Consider the following 16,031-nt stretch of genomic DNA (forward strand, 5'->3'; position numbering starts at 1 on the left):
TACTGCAACCATCCCACATTTTGTTTTTCTTACCTCAGATTCGGATGGATAAATAGGATATTTTTAAAAATGACTCAGCAAGCACAGACCATTCAAGGCTCAATCGTCGCAATCGTCACACCAATGTTGAAAGACGGCGGTGTAGATTGGAAGGGTCTTGAGAAGCTGGTTGAGTGGCACATAGAACAAGGTACAAACAGTATTGTAGCCGTCGGTACAACCGGCGAAGCCTCAACATTGAGCATGGAAGAGCACACACAGGTTATTAAAGAAATTATTCGTGTAGCCAATAAACGTATTCCAATTATTGCCGGTACTGGTGCAAACTCAACCCGTGAAGCAATCGAATTAACTAAAGCTGCGAAAGATCTTGGCGCGGATGCAGCTTTACTTGTGACGCCGTACTATAACAAGCCAACTCAAGAAGGCCTATTCCAACACTATAAAGCGATTGCTGAAGCCGTAGAACTACCTCTTATTCTTTATAACGTACCAGGTCGTACTGGTGTAGATCTTGCAAACGATACAGCTGTACGTTTAGCAGAGATCCCTAATATTGTTGGTATTAAAGATGCGACAGGTGATGTACCTCGTGGTAAAGCATTAATCGAAGCTTTAAATGGCAAGATGGCTGTCTACTCAGGTGACGACGAAACTGCTTGGGAACTCATGCTTCTTGGCGCTGACGGTAATATTTCGGTTACTGCAAATGTTGCACCTAAAGCAATGAGTGAAGTATGCGCTGTTGCGATTGCTAAAGATGAACAACAAGCGAAGACGATTAACAATAAGATTGCAAATTTACACAATATTCTATTTTGCGAATCAAACCCAATTCCTGTGAAATGGGCACTACATGAGATGGGACTGATTGATACTGGTATTCGTTTACCACTCACTCCTCTCGCTGAGCAATATCGCGAACCTCTCCGCAATGCCCTAAAAGATGCGGGAATTATTTAATAAGAGCAATTTATGATGCAATTACGTCTTGGTTTAGTCCTTGCAGTTTCAGCCTTGAGTTTAGCTGGTTGTGGTCGCTTCGCAATTAATAATCACTCTTTAGATTATAAAAATGCCAAGCAACTTGCCCCGCTTGAGTATCCTGCCGATGCAACTGTACGACCAGTGACACCTTTGTATCCTGCACCAACTGTTGACCAGCTCGCTATTGAGCACGCGCCGAAGTTTGAAAACCAGCGTGGTAACCGTTTTGCATTGCCACGCCCTGAACAAACTCAAGGTAACAATGCAACAGCAGATGCATCTGCTCAAACGACAACTGCGCTTGGTCGTCCTCAGCTTGTGACCGACGGTAATAAAAACCCATTATTAAAAGTTGATGGGAATACGACCGAGATCTGGCAATATACCAAAGCGACATTAAGTACTTTAAATTACAACATCATCGCTCAAGGCAGTAATCAGGCGACGATTAAAGTAAATGACAATACTTATGTGCTTAAACTTACTGGTGTAGGTTCAAGTCATACTCTTGCTCTATTTAATGTAGACAACACTTTTGCAAGCCCAGATGTGGCCGCTGAAGTGTTAAACCAGATTTACCAAAATTGGCCAGCCTAGTCGTTTACTAGGCATTTTTTTTAAAAGGTTCCCTCATGTTAAAACAAACCTTGCTCTATACTGGTAAAGCAAAATCTGTATATGAAACAGACAATGCCGACCATCTGATTTTAGTCTTTCGTGATGATGCCTCTGCGTTCAACGGCGAAAAAATCGAACAACTAGATCGTAAAGGCAAGGTGAACAACCTTTTTAACGCCTTCATTATGGAAAAACTTGCTGCTGCGGGTATTGAAACGCATTTTGAAAAATTGCTTTCTCCAACTGAAGTGCTTGTTAAAAAACTTCAAATGATTCCAGTTGAATGTGTAATTCGTAACTACGCAGCTGGTTCTCTATGCCGTCGCTTAGGTGTAGAAGAAGGTAAAGAGTTAACTCCTCCTACATTTGAATTGTTCTATAAAGATGACGGTCTAGGCGACCCAATGGTTAACGAATCTCAAGCGATTGCTTTAGGTTGGGCGACTGCTGAACAATTAGAACAAATGAAAGTGTTAACTTACCAAGTAAACGATGTATTAAAAGCATTATTTGCTGAAGGCAACATGATCTTGGTGGACTTCAAGCTTGAATTCGGTGTTTTCCATGACCGTATCGTGCTTGGTGATGAATTCTCTCCAGACGGTTGCCGTCTATGGGATAAAGACTCTAAGAAGAAACTCGACAAAGACCGTTTCCGTCAAGGTTTAGGCGGTGTTGTTGAAGCTTATGAAGAAGTTGCTGCTCGTTTAGGCGTAGATTTATCTGCTCTCTAATCGTTCAAACTTCATGAAAAACCGGGCTTTAGCCCGGTTTTTTTATATAAGGTATTTTAGAAAATAAATAATGTAGACAGATTTGTCTATTAAAGTAAATTAGCACTTGCACAAACTCAATTTAAAACACTAAAATCTAAAAAAACATTAAGCACTTCACAATAATTAAATTTCAAAACTAGGGTAAAGCTATGGAAATATCTAAGCTTGAAAAGAGATTAATGAATCATCCAATCCATTTTGGTGAAAATCCTTTGGTCTTATTAACTAACTTTAGCAATTCAGCCTTAAAACAAGGCTGGAGTCAGGCAGAAGTCGAATCTGTTATTTCTAAAGCCTCTCAAGGTGATTATATGGCACTGATCCGCACGTTAAGGGCTTATACATTTCTTTAATCTTATTGCTGATGATCTGCTGCCATTTAACATTCAATTTATAAAAAGACACATAAAGCTGTTAGGAATCGACTGGATTTATCCCAAGCACTGCCTTATCAATGAATAAAAATAAGAAATATAAATTATTTATTCAGTGAGGAGTAAACCTGATGGATCATGAAATAGAGGAAAAAAAGGTCGAGAAAACCTTAAGCTGGCGTGAAAAAATGGCAGTTGAAGAACATGAAAAACTGTCACCCCGTTTGGTCTATGAAATTATCCGCCGTGATGGTGCCGAAGAGCTGGATCGTCCAACGGCTGCACTGATTTTTTCAGGGATTGCTGCGGGTTTAGTCATCAGTTTTTCATTTGTATTTAAAGCGATTATTGCCTCTTACCTCCCAGCTGATGCGGTCTGGACCGATTTAATCACCAATATCGGTTATACCATTGGGTTTCTGATCGCTATTTTGGGTCACATGCAACTCTTTACCGAGAATACTATCACCACTGTTGTGCCTTTATTCAAACCCTTTACCTTCGATAAATTACGAGCAGTGGGCCGCTTATGGGGAATTGTGATTCTCTGCAATATTCTTGGGACAGCATTGGCAAGTTTATTTTTCTTAACTACTCACCTGTTTACTCCAGATATTGACAAGGCACTGGATGAACTCGCCCATCATGTTGGTTCCTTTTCTGCCACCCAGAATATGCTTAAAGGTATTATGTCAGGGCTGTTAATTGCTGCCTTAGTCTGGATGTTACCCTCAGTTAGTAATAAGTTCCTGCTCATCTTTTTCATGACTTACTTGATAGGACTGGGTGACTTTACCCATGTAGTGGTGGGCTCTACAGAAATGTCCTATCTCGTCTGGCAAGGAGAGGCTTCCATTAATGACTATCTGTTTACTTTCCTCGTCCCCACCACTATTGGCAATATTATTGGTGGTACAGGCGTGTTTACACTACTGATTTATGGTCAAGTGACTGAAGAACTAGAGCGGAAGCATAAATAAATTATTGTTCCTGCTGCCATCTGCGTTGCTGTAAGCGCTCACCTTCAACCTCACGCTTATTTCTCGCAGATTCATAGAGTTTGGTTCCCTTTAACTCAGGTGGCAAATAGTCTTGCAACACAAAGTGCTCAGGATAATCGTGAGGATAGAGATAATTAATCCCATAACCTTGTTGCTTCATCAGCTTGGTCGGCGCATTTCTCAAATGCAAAGGCACAGGTAAATTTGCCGTTTTTTCAGCAAGTTCTAAGGCCTTATTAATCGCTAAATAAGTACTATTACTCTTTGCACTCGTTGCTAAATAAACCGCGGTTTGGCCCAAAATAATTCGAGCCTCAGGCATCCCCACCGCTTGTACAGAGCGGAAACACTCACCTGCAAGTAATAGCGCATTAGGGTTAGAGTTTCCAATGTCTTCTGAAGCTGCAATCAGCATACGTCTTGCAATAAAAACCGGATCTTCTCCGCCTTTGAGCATACGTGCCATCCAATACAGGGTTGCATCTGGATCACTACCACGAATTGATTTAATAAAAGCAGAAACGAGATCGTAATGCTGCTCACCCGATTTGTCATAACGCGCAATATTTTGCTGAGCGACTTTCACCACCACCGCATTGGTAATCGTGTTTTCAATTTCTGGTTCAAATGTACTTGCAATTAAATCCAGTAAATTAAGCGCTTTACGAGCATCGCCTGCTGCGAATTGAATGAGAGCATCGTATTCTTCAACATGAATATAACGCTCTTTTAAGAATTTATCGGCTTGAAGTGCATTATTGAGGAGTGTCTGAATTGCCTCACTGTCTAAACTATTTAAGGTATAGACCTGACAGCGAGATAAAAGCGCACTATTCACCTCAAAAGATGGGTTTTCAGTCGTCGCGCCAATTAAGGTAATTTTGCCTTTTTCAACTGCACCCAATAATGCATCTTGCTGTGATTTATTAAAACGATGAATTTCGTCAATGAAAACTACAGGTGTCAGTAAATCACCACTTTCTGCAATCACTTCACGTAATTCTTTTACACCCGTATTCAGCGCAGATAAGCTTACAAATGGGCGATCTATCGCTTGAGCCAAAAGCAAAGCAATTGTTGTTTTACCAACGCCTGGTGGCCCCCAAAAAATAATAGAAGGCAAATGTCCCTGATCAATCATTTGACGCAGTGGCGCATGTTCACCTAATAAATGATCTTGCCCAATAATTTCAGACAAGTCTCTCGGGCGCAGGCGTTCAGGAAGTGGAATATGGGTGTCTGACATCTCAAATGGCTTTATCGTCTTTTCACTATAGTCTATTGTGTCTCACAGAAATCTACAATTTGAATCTATGAGACACGCCCTTTATTTACAAGCTATTTCCTAGCTTTAAGAGGGTTTCTTACTTAGCTTCAGTAAACGCGCATTTGAGCCGTCTTCAATGACCCAAATCGAGCCATCTTGTGCTTCATGTAATCCACGAATACGTTTTTTCATATCTAATCTTTGAACTTCTTTCACTGGTTTATGCTCTAAATCCACCACAATAATTGCTTCTGAAGATAGCCCGCCAATTAACGCCTTATTTTTCCATGCAGGAAATTGTTGTCCCTGATAAATGATTAGGCTCGATGGAGAGATTACGGGAGTCCAGTCAATTTCTGGTGCTTTAAATTCTGGGCGAGTGTGATGGTCTGGAATAGGTTGACCTGAATAATGGTCTCCATTTGAAACGATTGGATAACCATAATTTTCACCTTTTACGATGACGTTAAGCTCATCACCACCTTTAGGCCCCATTTCAACTACCCAGAGCTGTCCTTGGCGATCAAAAGCCATACCTAATGGATTACGATGTCCTAGTGACCATATTTCAGCAGTGACCCCACCTTGCTTATAAAAAGGGTTATCTACAACCGCAGAACCATCCTCATTTAAATGCAAGATTTTACCCAAGTTACTTTTCATGTTTTGAGCAGGGTCAAACTTTTGTCGTTCACCTGAACTGACCCATAGCTTACCGTCTGCACCAAAAAGCATACGATGTCCATAATGGCCTTGTCCTGAAACTTTGGGTACTTGCTGCCAAATCTGCTTTATATCGTTAAGTTTTGGCTGATTGGCATTAGATAAATCTAATTTAGCGCGTGAAATTACTGCTCCAGATCCGCCTTGCCCTTTCGCAGCATAGCTGAGATAAACCCAGTGATTCTTCGCAAAGTCAGGGTGTAAAACGACATCTCCTAAACCACCTTGCCCCCCATAGTTCACTGCTGGAACGCCTTGAACATCCAAGATTTGTTTATTTTTAGGGTTAAAAATTTTTAATTTACCTTGCCGTTCAGTGACTAATAAACGCTGATCAGGCAAGTTGGTCAAAGCCCAAGGTTCATTGAATTGAGCAAATATTTCAGTTTGATAAGGTTGTTTGGTTAAAGCAGTCTGCTCTGTTTTTACAGACGTATTTTGTTCAAGATTTTTTGAATTTGTATTATTAGACCCACAAGCTATCAACAAAAAAAAGCTACTACATAATAATGGAGTTGCTAATCGTCTCATCATTCTTGTCTCCTTTTGTTTTTATTGTTATATAACGGAGATGAGCAAAAAATTTACGATAAAATGTTACTTTATAATACGTTGTAATTAAAAATGCCCATCACGAGCATATTAACGCACCCATCGTACGACATAATCTTCAAGATCATCTTCATGGACATCAACTTCTGAAAGACAACGTCCAGCAACTGACTTTTTCGCCTTAACAACGCTTTGTCTCGAACCTGTATTTAAATAATGCCAAGAAGGTAGATTTTTGCCTTCATTCAAGCGCTTATAAGCACAGCTCGATGGTAACCAATGAATTGTTTTTAAAGACTCTGGGGTTAATTGCAAACAGTCAGGCACTTGCTGCTGACGATTTGGATAATCGGTACAACGTCCTGTATCACAATCGAGTAACTTACAAGCCACTTTGGTATAAGCCACCTCATGGGTATCTTCATCTTCAAGCTTGACCAAACAGCACAAACCACACCCATCGCATAAAGCTTCCCACTCAATTTGAGTGAGTTGCTCTAATGGATAGTTTTTCCAGAAGAGTGGTCGAAGTGAGGTCTCGGTAGACATAATGTTTTAGCAGCTGATGAGATGAAACAGTGACTAAGTATAACATTGAAGTCGTCTGTACGAAAAAAGAAGCTGTATTCCTAGCATCACAAAATGATTGTTTAATATACATTTCAACCACATAAACGACACATTCGGTGCAAAAAACAAGCTATATAGTTAAACAACAATGAAAAAATAAGGAGAACAGCATATGTTCCGTTGGGCTATAATTTTTGCAGTGATTGCACTCATTGCCAGTCTATTAGGGTTTGGTGGTGTTGCAGGACTATCTAAAGACTTTGCCGTGATTTTATTAGTTGTGGCTGTAATTCTGGCTGTAATTGGGTTCATTTCCCGAGGCAGAACGTAACTTAATCATGATCACCTAAAAAGAAGGAACTGGTTTCCTTCTTTTTTATTGCGTGAAGATTTCTATCTTTTGTTTTGATGTAGATTCTTACACAGTTATTTATATTACTTTTATCTTTTTATGCTTTAATCAAGCGTGTTTAAATCTCTTTAAATTTCAGGATTAAGGTTATGAGTACAGCAATTAAAACCCGTGAAATTCAATATACTGCACCAGATGGCAGCCATTTAATTGGTTACTTTGCGGCTCCAGATAGTGAAACACCTGTTGCGGGTGTAATTGTTGGTCCTGAGTGGTGGGGTCGTAACGAATATACTGAACAACGTGCACGTGAGCTTGCTGAACATGGCTATGCTGCGCTTGCAATTGATATGTATGGCGATAAAAAAGTAACCTCGACTGCCGCTCAAGCCTATGAATGGATGATGCAGACATTTGAAAATTTAGATACGGTTACTGATCGTGCCAATGCAGCACTTCAAACTCTAGCGGCCCAACCAGAAGTAAACAGTGAAAAACTTGCTGCAATTGGCTTCTGCTATGGTGGAAAAGTCGTGCTAGATCTTGCTCGCTCAGGTGCACCACTTAAATCAATTATAACGTTCCATGCGACATTAGCTCCGAAAGCACCTGCTCAAAAAGGCAGCATTCAGGGTGAAGTTTTAGTACTACATGGTGAACTAGACAGCATGGTCACCTTAGAAGATGTTGCTAATTTTGAAAAAGAGATGCAAGCTGCTGAGGTTAAACACGAAGTAGTGGTTTTAGAAGGTGCTAAACATGGCTTTAGTAACCCACTTGCAGATGAGAAAGCTAAAGCGAACGGTGTAGACCTTGGCTACAATAGCGAAGCTGAAAAACAAGGCCTTGCTAAAATGTACGCTTTGTTAGATCGTACTTTAAAATAAAAGAAGCCAATTTGGAGCAAATGTTTTTTCGCATTTGCTCCCTTAAATGTTTATGACTTTGCAATATTTTTACTGTATTTTTTAAACCATACTTCAATAACTATACTCCCGTTGAGCTAGACCAAAGCCTAGTCTTATTTCCCGCACTCGGGGTTTAATGGAATAACATGAGAGGATACAACAATGACTGACAAGAAATGTCCGTATTGCGAATTTGATGAATATGACATCATTGATAAGAATGAATTTGCTGTAATTTTGCCTGATTCTAATCCACTAGCTAAAGGCCACTGTGTAGTAACACCACTGCGCCATGTTCGTTCTTTTTTTGATATCACTTCTAAAGAACATCAAGGCTTGCTTACACTCCTTGAAATTGCTCGCCACGAAACACAGCTTCGCCATCAACCAGACGGTTTCCATATTGGCTTCAACGATGGTGAAGTGTTCGGACAAAATTCTGATCATTTCCACATTCATGTCATTCCGTACTACAAAAACCAACCGTTGAAACTTGACCAACGTTGGGGTGTACAAAAGGATTAATCCTTTTTATACATGAAGCAGAGGTTACTCATTATCAGGTAATCTCTGTTTTAACATACTCTCGCTGTTCGCCTGCTTTAAACAAAATTTCAGCTAAAATTCAGCTATAATTTAGCCCTTACTTCTCTTCTATAGCTGTTCATGCCTGAATTTTCTTTTTCTGATGCCCTTTTAAACTGGTTCGATCAACATGGTCGTCACGATTTGCCTTGGCAAGTTGCAGATGATCCGTACAAAGTTTGGGTTTCTGAAATTATGTTGCAGCAGACTCAGGTGAAAACGGTTCTGCAATATTTTGACCGCTTTATGGAGCGCTTCCCAACTGTAGAGACGTTAGGCCATGCAACTTGGGATGAAGTAGCGCCTTACTGGGCGGGTCTGGGCTATTACGCTCGTGCACGCAATTTGCATAAAGCTGCTGGCCTTGTCACTCAGCAAGGTAGGTTTCCTAAAACACTAGAAGAATGGATTTCATTACCCGGCATTGGTCCCTCTACCGCAGGTGCACTCATGTCTTTGGGTCTACGTCAGTACGGCGTGATCATGGATGGCAACGTGAAACGCGTTTTAGCTCGTTTCTTTGCCATTGAAGATGACTTAAGCAAACCACAGCACGAACGTGAAATGTGGAAACTGGCTGAAGAGCTTTGCCCAACACATCGTAACCATGACTACACTCAAGCAATTATGGACTTGGGCGCGACCATTTGTACGCCCAAAAAGCCTCTTTGTTTATATTGTCCAATGCAAGCTCATTGTCAGGCTTATCAGCAAGGTTTAGAACAAGAATTACCTTTTAAGAAACCGAAAAAAACACCACCTGTTAGAACAGCAGATGTTCTTATCATCCAGTGCGAAGATGAATGGTTCTGGCAACAACGCCAAGCCCATGGCCTATGGGGTGGTTTATTCTGTTTACCTATTTTAGAAAATGAACATGAACGACTGAGCTTAAGTCAGCAATTTAAATTACAACCTCAACCGCAAACTTTTCAGATCAGTCATAGCTTCACTCACTTCACATGGTTACTTAATACTCACATGTTCCACGTGGAACCTGATCAAAAAGAACATCTGTCAATTGAACTTGAAGGCCAATGGTTGAGCCCAGAACAAGCTATTGCTAAAGGGGTTCCAACAGCTATGAAAAAATTGATCTCGACAAGCCGTTCGTGACATAGTGAGCAAAATAATTTTGATATGACTGTGACAGGGAGTATTTTGTGCGACGTTTTGTTTCTCATTTCTCACTTGGTTTTCTGATTATCCTATTGGCGGCCTGTGCTAGTGCACCTAAAAAACCTGCCCCACTTCCACCGGCTCAAGTTAATAAACTTAAAAGTATGCAGCTTCCAAATCGACTGCCTGTACCCGTGAAAGGTGTCGATCGAGATGAGTTAAAAGACACATGGGGAGCTGCTCGCAGTCAAGGTCGTAGTCACGAAGGAATTGATATTTTGGCTCCACGTGGAACCAAAGTGTACAGTGCAACTGATGGGCTCGTTGCCGATCTTCGCAATAACAACTTAGGTGGCAAAGTCATCTGGATTTTAGGTCCAGCTGGAACATGGCATTATTATGCCCACCTTGATGACCATAAACGTGGCTTAAATGTTGGTGACTATATCAAAAAAGGCGATCTAATTGGCTATGTCGGCAATACAGGCAATGCACGTTATACTTCACCTCATCTTCATTATGGTCTTTACCTAGATGGTAAAGGACGTGGTGCTGTTAATCCTTATTCATATTTACGCTAGGAACATTTTATGTCGGAAGCGCTGATCAATCGCTTAGTAGAGTTTGCCGAGTCTGGCAACCAGCAAAAGATCATTTTAAATGGCAATAGCTATCAAGGCTGGATCATGGAAATCAGTGATGAGGCCCTGCTAATCAGTACCGGTTTTTCAGATAAAGTTGGTAAAGACTTTTGGCTAAAGTTTGAAGACTTAACTCAAGCTGAACTGTATTATTGGGATACTCGCCCAAATGAATGGGTGCTGTTTAAACTTTAAAATTCTAAGATAAATATAAGGAGCATTATCATGAAAACTCAACGTTGCGGATGGTGTTCCAACGATCCACTCTATATTGCCTACCATGATGAAGAATGGGGCAAACCGGAACATGACGAAGCACGTTTATTTGAAATGCTTTGCCTTGAAGGCCAGCAAGCTGGTTTATCTTGGATAACCGTACTGAAAAAAAGAGAAAGCTACCGTCAGCATTTTTTTAATCATCCGATTGCAGAAATTGCTTCATTCACAGATGATTTTTTAGAACTAAAATTATCCGATGCAGGCTTAATTCGCCACTTAGGCAAACTCAAAGCTATTCGTGATAATGCAATTGCTTGGCAAGCGCTCAAAGCACAAGTCAGTGATGTTCCTACATGGCTTTGGCAGTTTGTAGATGCAGCTCCACAAAATAATGATGTTGAAGATTACCGCCAAGCTCCTGCACAAACTGAACTCAGCGTAAAACTTTCCAAAACGCTTAAAAAGAATGGTTTCAAATTTGTCGGCCCAACCACCTGCTATGCTTTTATGCAGGCAGTAGGCATGGTCGATGATCATGAAAACGATTGTCAATTTAAAGCTTCATAACCCACTCGAACGGTTCAAATCCGCTTAAGGAGTTTCCGATGAGCAATAATACGATTCAGGCTTATGCTGCAATGCAGGCAGGTGAAAAACTAGTTCCCTATCAATTTGACGCAGGTGAATTACAACCGCATCAGGTTGAGGTAAAAGTTGAATACTGTGGTTTATGTCATTCTGATATTTCTGTTTTGAATAATGAATGGCGTTCAACTGTGTACCCTGTGGTTGCGGGCCATGAAATTATTGGACGCATTGTTGCTTTGGGTTCAGAAGCCAAAGGTCTACAAATCGGGCAACGTGTCGGCATTGGCTGGACCGCGGAAAGTTGCCAAGCCTGTGATGAGTGTATAGGTGGTCAGCAAGTACTTTGTACGGGCGGAAGTGTTGCAACAATCGTGGGGCATGCTGGTGGCTTTGCCGATAAAGTCCGTGCAGGCTGGCAGTGGGCTATTCCCCTCCCTGAGGATTTAGACGCTGAAAGTGCTGGTCCTTTACTTTGTGGCGGAATTACCGTTTTTGACCCACTACTTAAACATAAGATTCAAGCAACACATCATGTGGGTGTGATTGGCATTGGTGGCTTAGGGCATATCGCTATTAAGCTACTCAAAGCTTGGGGCTGTGAGATCACTGCATTTAGTTCCAACCCTGATAAAACAGAGGAACTTAAAGCAATGGGAGCAGATCATGTCGTGAATAGCCGTGATACAGACGCGGTAACAGCACAAAAAGGGAAATTTGATTTATTGCTCAGCACAGTAAACGTGACGCTAAACTGGCGTGCTTTCATTTCTACGCTAGCACCCAATGGTTCATTGCACTTCTTGGGGCTGACTCTGGAACCTGTTCCTGTTTCTGTAGGTTCACTTATTAGTGGTGCTAAGTCAGTGACAGGCTCACCGACGGGTTCACCAGCTGCATTGCGTCAACTTTTGAAGTTTGCTGCACGCAAAAAAATTGCGCCTCAAATTGAGCTATTTCCAATGTCACAGCTCAATGAGGCAATTGAACGTTTACACTCAGGTCAGGCACGCTACCGCATTGTGTTGAAAGCAGACTTCGCAGAATAAAACTAACTCACGGTTTTCATCTGTTGTCGTGACCATTCCGCCAAGTCACTAATTGCTTGGCGGACATCTGCTGTTAATTCATGACCCGCATTTAAACGAATGAAATGTCGATATCGTTCATCCTCACCAAAAACATGGCCTGGTACCACGGTAATTCCTTCAGCTTTCGCTGTGTAATACAGCGCTAAGGTATCTACTTCTTTTGGTAACTGTATCCAGAGTGCATAGCCGCCTTCTGGCTGACTTAACGCAATGGGAAGGCCATCAAAGGCTCTTAAAATGCAACTGCGATATTGCTCGACCTGTTGCATTAGATTTGGTCGTAGCTGCTCTAAATGCTCTCGATAACCACGGCTATAAATAAAATCAGCTAAGCCTAATTGTAGCGGTGTATTTACTCCAATATTACTTGCCAGTAGCTCTAGTTTTAAATGCTGTAACTTTGAACTTAAACAGAACCACCCTACCCGATATGCACTCGACAGCGACTTAGAAACCGATCCACACCAAATGACATAGCCTTCGCGGTCCCAATAGCGAATCGGTAGCGGGCGTTCATTACTGTAACCACATTCACCAAAAATATCGTCTTCAATAATAAAGCACTGATATTTTGCAGCTAATTCAGCAATCTTTTGTTTTTCTGCATTACTTAAACAATATCCTAAAGGATTTTGATAGTTGGCTGTCATCAGGCAAACCTTCGCCAAACCCTGCTGCATCAATGATTCTAAACGTTCAAGATCAATACCACGATGATGTGCTGGAATTTCAATAATCTGCCGTTTTAAACTTGCTATAAGCTGTAGTTGCCCATTAAAAGTAGGTGTCGGAATCAAAATACTATCGCCTACTTCTGTTAGGTGCTGAATGACTAACGACAAAGCGGGGATACAACCATTGGTAATAAAAATATCTTCCGTTGCAATGAAGATTCCGTCTTCGCGCCAATGATCAGAAAGCGCTTTTCTTAATTGCTCATGTCCTTGTTTATTACAATAGAGAAAGTCTTGTGGTTGGCAATTTTTTAAAGCCCGTTGAATAGAACGACGTAAACCCTCTACTGGAATAAAATGCGGCGTCAACTGAATCGAACCCAACGGTACGAGATGGCTTTGTAAGGCGGCTTCTTGAATTTGGTTATGTAACTCTAGATTTGAGACTTGCCGAGGCAAAGACAAAAAATCTGGGCTATCAGGAATAGGACTAGATTGACTACGAGCAACCACAAAGTAACCTGATTTCGGCTTTACATAAATCAGTCCCCTCGCCTCAAGCAATTCATAGCAACTTTTTGCTGTGCTTAAGCTAATACTGTGCTGACGAGCGAAATCTCGTAATGAAATCAGCTTCTGATGAGGCTTAAGCTCATCTTGATAAATTCGATGTGCTAATTGATTGGCAAGAACCTGATATTGGAAAGTCATTCTGTGCTGCTTTTTTAAAAATTTCTGTATCTGTACTGGTTTATAGAACACCTTTACGCTATAGAAATCAACTCAAAGAGTAGCAAGATCATGAAATTAAAAGCTATATTGTTATTTACTATTGTTTTAGCAGGTTGCCAGCCACAACCAAAAAACGAGCAGTACAGACATACGGTTTGCCAAAGTCTCATTGAAGGTTATTTAAAAATGACCAATCAACAAGACTATAAAATGGAGCAACGCACTGATGATGAGGCCAGTGCGATTTCTCATTATCAATATAAGCGTAATAGCTCAAATGAAGTTGTCATGGTGAATTCGACTTATTCCAAATTATATTTTAGTTGTCGACAACAGCAAAAAAGCTATTTTCTGGCCCAGCATTCATCAGAGGGACAAATCACTCCAATTTTAGAAGTTCATTTTCCAACTGATGGCTATGCTACTTTTAGAGAGCGCTTTTAAAACCATCTTTTAACTGTTCTGCCAAAAATTCAATGAATAACCGGATTCGTTTTGGTAGATGCTCTTGTTGATAATACACAGCATGGATGCTTTGATATTGATGCTCAATTTGATCTTCGAATAATGCAATCAATCGCCCTTCTTGAATATCTTTCCAAATTTCAAATTCAGATAGTCGTGCGATACCATGGCCTCTAATCGTGAGTTGGCGTACCGTCTCACCACTAGAAGCTTTAATATTTGCTTGTGCAAAAAAATATTCATCGCCGATTTTAATCGGCCAGCTATTAATATAGGCAGGTCTGGTAAAACCAATCAGGTCATGCTGTTCGAGTTGTTCAGGCTGTGTTGGTGTGCCCTTAATCGCTAGATATTCTGGACTCGCAACAATAAATAAGCGACTTTTACACACCAGTTTGGCATGCAGACTCGAATCATTAAGCTCCCCAAACCGAAATGCCACATCGGTTTTATGCTGCAATAGATCAATCACCTGATCATTACTATTTAACTCAATTTCAATATTTGGATAACACTCACGAAACTTATGCATTAATGGGGCAATCACGTGTAAAACAAACGGCGTTGCTGAATCAATACGAATGAGTCCCGCAGTACCCTGATCAGATTTTTGTAGTTCTTCTTCAGCCGCATTTAGTTCATTTAAGATTTTACGGGCCTTTATAAGAAACTGCTGCCCTTCTTGAGTGAGTTTCAATTTACGTGTCGTTCGCTCTAACAAAGTCACATCTAACTTTGCTTCCAAGCGTGTTAAAGATCGACTAACTCCCGAAGGTGTTTGTTTTAAATGCTCTGCTGCCGCAACAAAAGAACCCGTATCAACGATTGCGATAAACGCGACGAGTTCTTCAATTGTTGATTTCATGTCTTATTCCATTATTGACTAATGATCAAAGATATTTTGCTTATTCATCTATTTTTTCGCAACAATAAAAAAAGCAAAATGCACATCAAGTTAAATGATTATTCAAATTTAGGTAAACACATGAATATTCCACGTTTTGGACTAGGAACTTTCCGTCTTAAAGAACAAGCAGTCATTGATTCTGTAAAAACTGCTTTAGACGTAGGTTACCGTGTAATTGATACTGCTCAAATTTATGACAATGAAGCAGCGATTGGTCAAGCCATTGCCGAAAGCGGTGTAGCGCGTCAGGACTTATTTCTAACCACAAAAATCTGGGTAGATAATTTTGCTCAAGATAAGTTTATTCCAAGCTTAAAAGAAAGCTTAGAAAAGCTTCGTACTGACTATGTCGATTTAACTTTAATTCATTGGCCAGCACCAGATTTAGGCGTTTCGATTCCTGAAATCATGAAGCTTTTACTTGAAGCGAAAGAACAAGGTCTTACTAAACAAATTGGTATTTCAAACTTCAATATTGAGCTTACTCAACAAGCGATTGATACAATTGGTGCTGAAAATATTGCAACCAACCAGATTGAGTTAAGCCCTTATCTTCAAAACCATAAACTTGTAAATTTCTTACAAGAGAAGAATATTGATGTCACTTCATATATGACGCTTGCGTACGGTAAAGTGCTTCAAGACCCTGTTTTAGCTGAAATTGCAGCAGCTCATAAAGCAACGACAGCACAAATTGCACTTGCGTGGGCATTGCAACGTGGTTTTGCAGTTATTCCATCTTCGACTAAACGTGAAAACCTGATGAGCAACTTAAAAGCACAGGATATCGAGTTAACTTCAGCTGAAATGCAAATGATTGCCGAACTTGATCGTAACAGTCGTGAAGTTAGCCCAGAGCCGTGGGCACCAGTTTGGGACTAAACT

At 40.7% G+C, this 16,031-nt stretch carries 20 protein-coding genes; 15 read left to right on the plus strand and 5 right to left on the minus strand.

Annotated elements, in window-relative coordinates; all coding sequences use genetic code 11:
* The first annotated feature begins 69 nt into the window (after window positions 1–69).
* The 5 genes from dapA to ACS125_RS03640 all read left to right on the plus strand — a co-directional run bounded on the left by dapA (window position 70) and on the right by ACS125_RS03640 (window position 3,735).
* Complete coding sequence (dapA, locus tag ACS125_RS03620; RefSeq protein WP_005300412.1) at window positions 70–963, plus strand: 4-hydroxy-tetrahydrodipicolinate synthase; 894 nt, start codon at window positions 70–72, stop codon at window positions 961–963.
* Window positions 964–978: 15 nt separating this feature from the next.
* Window positions 979–1,584 carry a lipoprotein-34 precursor (NlpB) gene (locus tag ACS125_RS03625; RefSeq protein ID WP_080645798.1) on the plus strand — a complete coding sequence of 202 codons (606 nt, stop codon included), beginning with the start codon at window positions 979–981 and terminating at the stop codon, window positions 1,582–1,584.
* A gap of 35 nt (window positions 1,585–1,619) precedes the next feature.
* Entirely contained in the window at window positions 1,620–2,339 is a 720-nt protein-coding gene (gene purC, locus ACS125_RS03630; protein WP_004790203.1) for a phosphoribosylaminoimidazolesuccinocarboxamide synthase, read from the plus strand.
* Between the two features lie 191 nt (window positions 2,340–2,530).
* Window positions 2,531–2,734 carry a hypothetical protein gene (locus ACS125_RS03635; RefSeq protein WP_004790205.1) on the plus strand — a complete coding sequence of 68 codons (204 nt, stop codon included), beginning with the start codon at window positions 2,531–2,533 and terminating at the stop codon, window positions 2,732–2,734.
* 152 nt (window positions 2,735–2,886) lie between these two features.
* Window positions 2,887–3,735 carry a formate/nitrite transporter family protein gene (locus ACS125_RS03640; RefSeq protein ID WP_443270583.1) on the plus strand — a complete coding sequence of 283 codons (849 nt, stop codon included), beginning with the start codon at window positions 2,887–2,889 and terminating at the stop codon, window positions 3,733–3,735.
* Window position 3,736: 1 nt separating this feature from the next.
* On the opposite strand, the gene ACS125_RS03645 is transcribed toward ACS125_RS03640, so the two are convergent.
* From ACS125_RS03645 to ACS125_RS03655, 3 genes are all read right to left on the minus strand, one after another.
* Window positions 3,737–5,002 (minus strand): replication-associated recombination protein A, encoded by a 1,266-nt coding sequence (locus ACS125_RS03645; RefSeq protein WP_004790208.1) that lies wholly within the window; start codon window positions 5,000–5,002, stop codon window positions 3,737–3,739.
* Window positions 5,003–5,107: 105 nt separating this feature from the next.
* The gene (locus ACS125_RS03650; RefSeq protein ID WP_034596112.1) at window positions 5,108–6,280 is read right to left on the minus strand and encodes a PQQ-dependent sugar dehydrogenase; all 1,173 of its coding nucleotides are present in this window, start codon (window positions 6,278–6,280) and stop codon (window positions 5,108–5,110) included.
* Window positions 6,281–6,388: 108 nt separating this feature from the next.
* On the minus strand, window positions 6,389–6,847 hold the full coding sequence (locus ACS125_RS03655) for a YcgN family cysteine cluster protein (protein WP_004790211.1): 459 nt from the start codon (window positions 6,845–6,847) through the stop codon (window positions 6,389–6,391).
* Window positions 6,848–7,040: 193 nt separating this feature from the next.
* Between ACS125_RS03655 and ACS125_RS03660 the strand changes: the two genes are divergently transcribed.
* From ACS125_RS03660 to ahr, 8 genes are all read left to right on the plus strand, one after another.
* Window positions 7,041–7,199: a DUF1328 domain-containing protein gene (locus ACS125_RS03660; RefSeq protein WP_002053759.1), complete on the plus strand. Its 159-nt coding sequence runs from the start codon at window positions 7,041–7,043 to the stop codon at window positions 7,197–7,199.
* A gap of 170 nt (window positions 7,200–7,369) precedes the next feature.
* Entirely contained in the window at window positions 7,370–8,107 is a 738-nt protein-coding gene (locus tag ACS125_RS03665) for a dienelactone hydrolase family protein (RefSeq protein ID WP_004790213.1), read from the plus strand.
* A 183-nt stretch (window positions 8,108–8,290) separates the two neighbouring features.
* The gene (locus ACS125_RS03670) at window positions 8,291–8,653 is read left to right on the plus strand and encodes an HIT family protein (protein WP_004790215.1); all 363 of its coding nucleotides are present in this window, start codon (window positions 8,291–8,293) and stop codon (window positions 8,651–8,653) included.
* Window positions 8,654–8,794: 141 nt separating this feature from the next.
* The gene (mutY, locus tag ACS125_RS03675) at window positions 8,795–9,829 is read left to right on the plus strand and encodes an A/G-specific adenine glycosylase (RefSeq protein ID WP_443270588.1); all 1,035 of its coding nucleotides are present in this window, start codon (window positions 8,795–8,797) and stop codon (window positions 9,827–9,829) included.
* A 47-nt stretch (window positions 9,830–9,876) separates the two neighbouring features.
* Window positions 9,877–10,413: a M23 family metallopeptidase gene (locus ACS125_RS03680; RefSeq protein WP_443270590.1), complete on the plus strand. Its 537-nt coding sequence runs from the start codon at window positions 9,877–9,879 to the stop codon at window positions 10,411–10,413.
* A gap of 9 nt (window positions 10,414–10,422) precedes the next feature.
* Window positions 10,423–10,668 (plus strand): hypothetical protein, encoded by a 246-nt coding sequence (locus tag ACS125_RS03685; RefSeq protein WP_443270592.1) that lies wholly within the window; start codon window positions 10,423–10,425, stop codon window positions 10,666–10,668.
* Between the two features lie 30 nt (window positions 10,669–10,698).
* On the plus strand, window positions 10,699–11,259 hold the full coding sequence (locus ACS125_RS03690) for a DNA-3-methyladenine glycosylase I (RefSeq protein ID WP_443270594.1): 561 nt from the start codon (window positions 10,699–10,701) through the stop codon (window positions 11,257–11,259).
* Window positions 11,260–11,297: 38 nt separating this feature from the next.
* Window positions 11,298–12,326 carry an NADPH-dependent aldehyde reductase Ahr gene (gene ahr / locus ACS125_RS03695; protein ID WP_199943277.1) on the plus strand — a complete coding sequence of 343 codons (1,029 nt, stop codon included), beginning with the start codon at window positions 11,298–11,300 and terminating at the stop codon, window positions 12,324–12,326.
* 2 nt (window positions 12,327–12,328) lie between these two features.
* Here the strand turns inward: ahr and ACS125_RS03700 are convergent, their stop codons facing one another.
* Window positions 12,329–13,753 (minus strand): aminotransferase-like domain-containing protein, encoded by a 1,425-nt coding sequence (locus ACS125_RS03700; RefSeq protein WP_443270596.1) that lies wholly within the window; start codon window positions 13,751–13,753, stop codon window positions 12,329–12,331.
* Between the two features lie 90 nt (window positions 13,754–13,843).
* Here ACS125_RS03700 and ACS125_RS03705 point away from each other — a divergent pair, with 90 nt between their 5' ends.
* The gene (locus ACS125_RS03705) at window positions 13,844–14,218 is read left to right on the plus strand and encodes a hypothetical protein (RefSeq protein ID WP_443270599.1); all 375 of its coding nucleotides are present in this window, start codon (window positions 13,844–13,846) and stop codon (window positions 14,216–14,218) included.
* On the opposite strand, the gene ACS125_RS03710 is transcribed toward ACS125_RS03705, so the two are convergent.
* The gene (locus tag ACS125_RS03710; protein ID WP_151821554.1) at window positions 14,202–15,104 is read right to left on the minus strand and encodes a LysR family transcriptional regulator; all 903 of its coding nucleotides are present in this window, start codon (window positions 15,102–15,104) and stop codon (window positions 14,202–14,204) included. The two genes, ACS125_RS03705 and ACS125_RS03710, sit on opposite strands and share 17 nt — an antisense overlap.
* Before the next feature lie 120 nt (window positions 15,105–15,224).
* On the opposite strand from ACS125_RS03710, the gene dkgB reads away from it, so the two are divergent.
* A complete protein-coding gene (gene dkgB, locus ACS125_RS03715; RefSeq protein WP_443270602.1) occupies window positions 15,225–16,028 on the plus strand; it encodes a 2,5-didehydrogluconate reductase DkgB in 804 nt (267 codons plus the stop codon).
* Window positions 16,029–16,031 lie beyond the last annotated feature (3 nt).

The organism is Acinetobacter sp. PFS20 (assembly GCF_052261015.1).
Lineage (GTDB): Bacteria > Pseudomonadota > Gammaproteobacteria > Pseudomonadales > Moraxellaceae > Acinetobacter.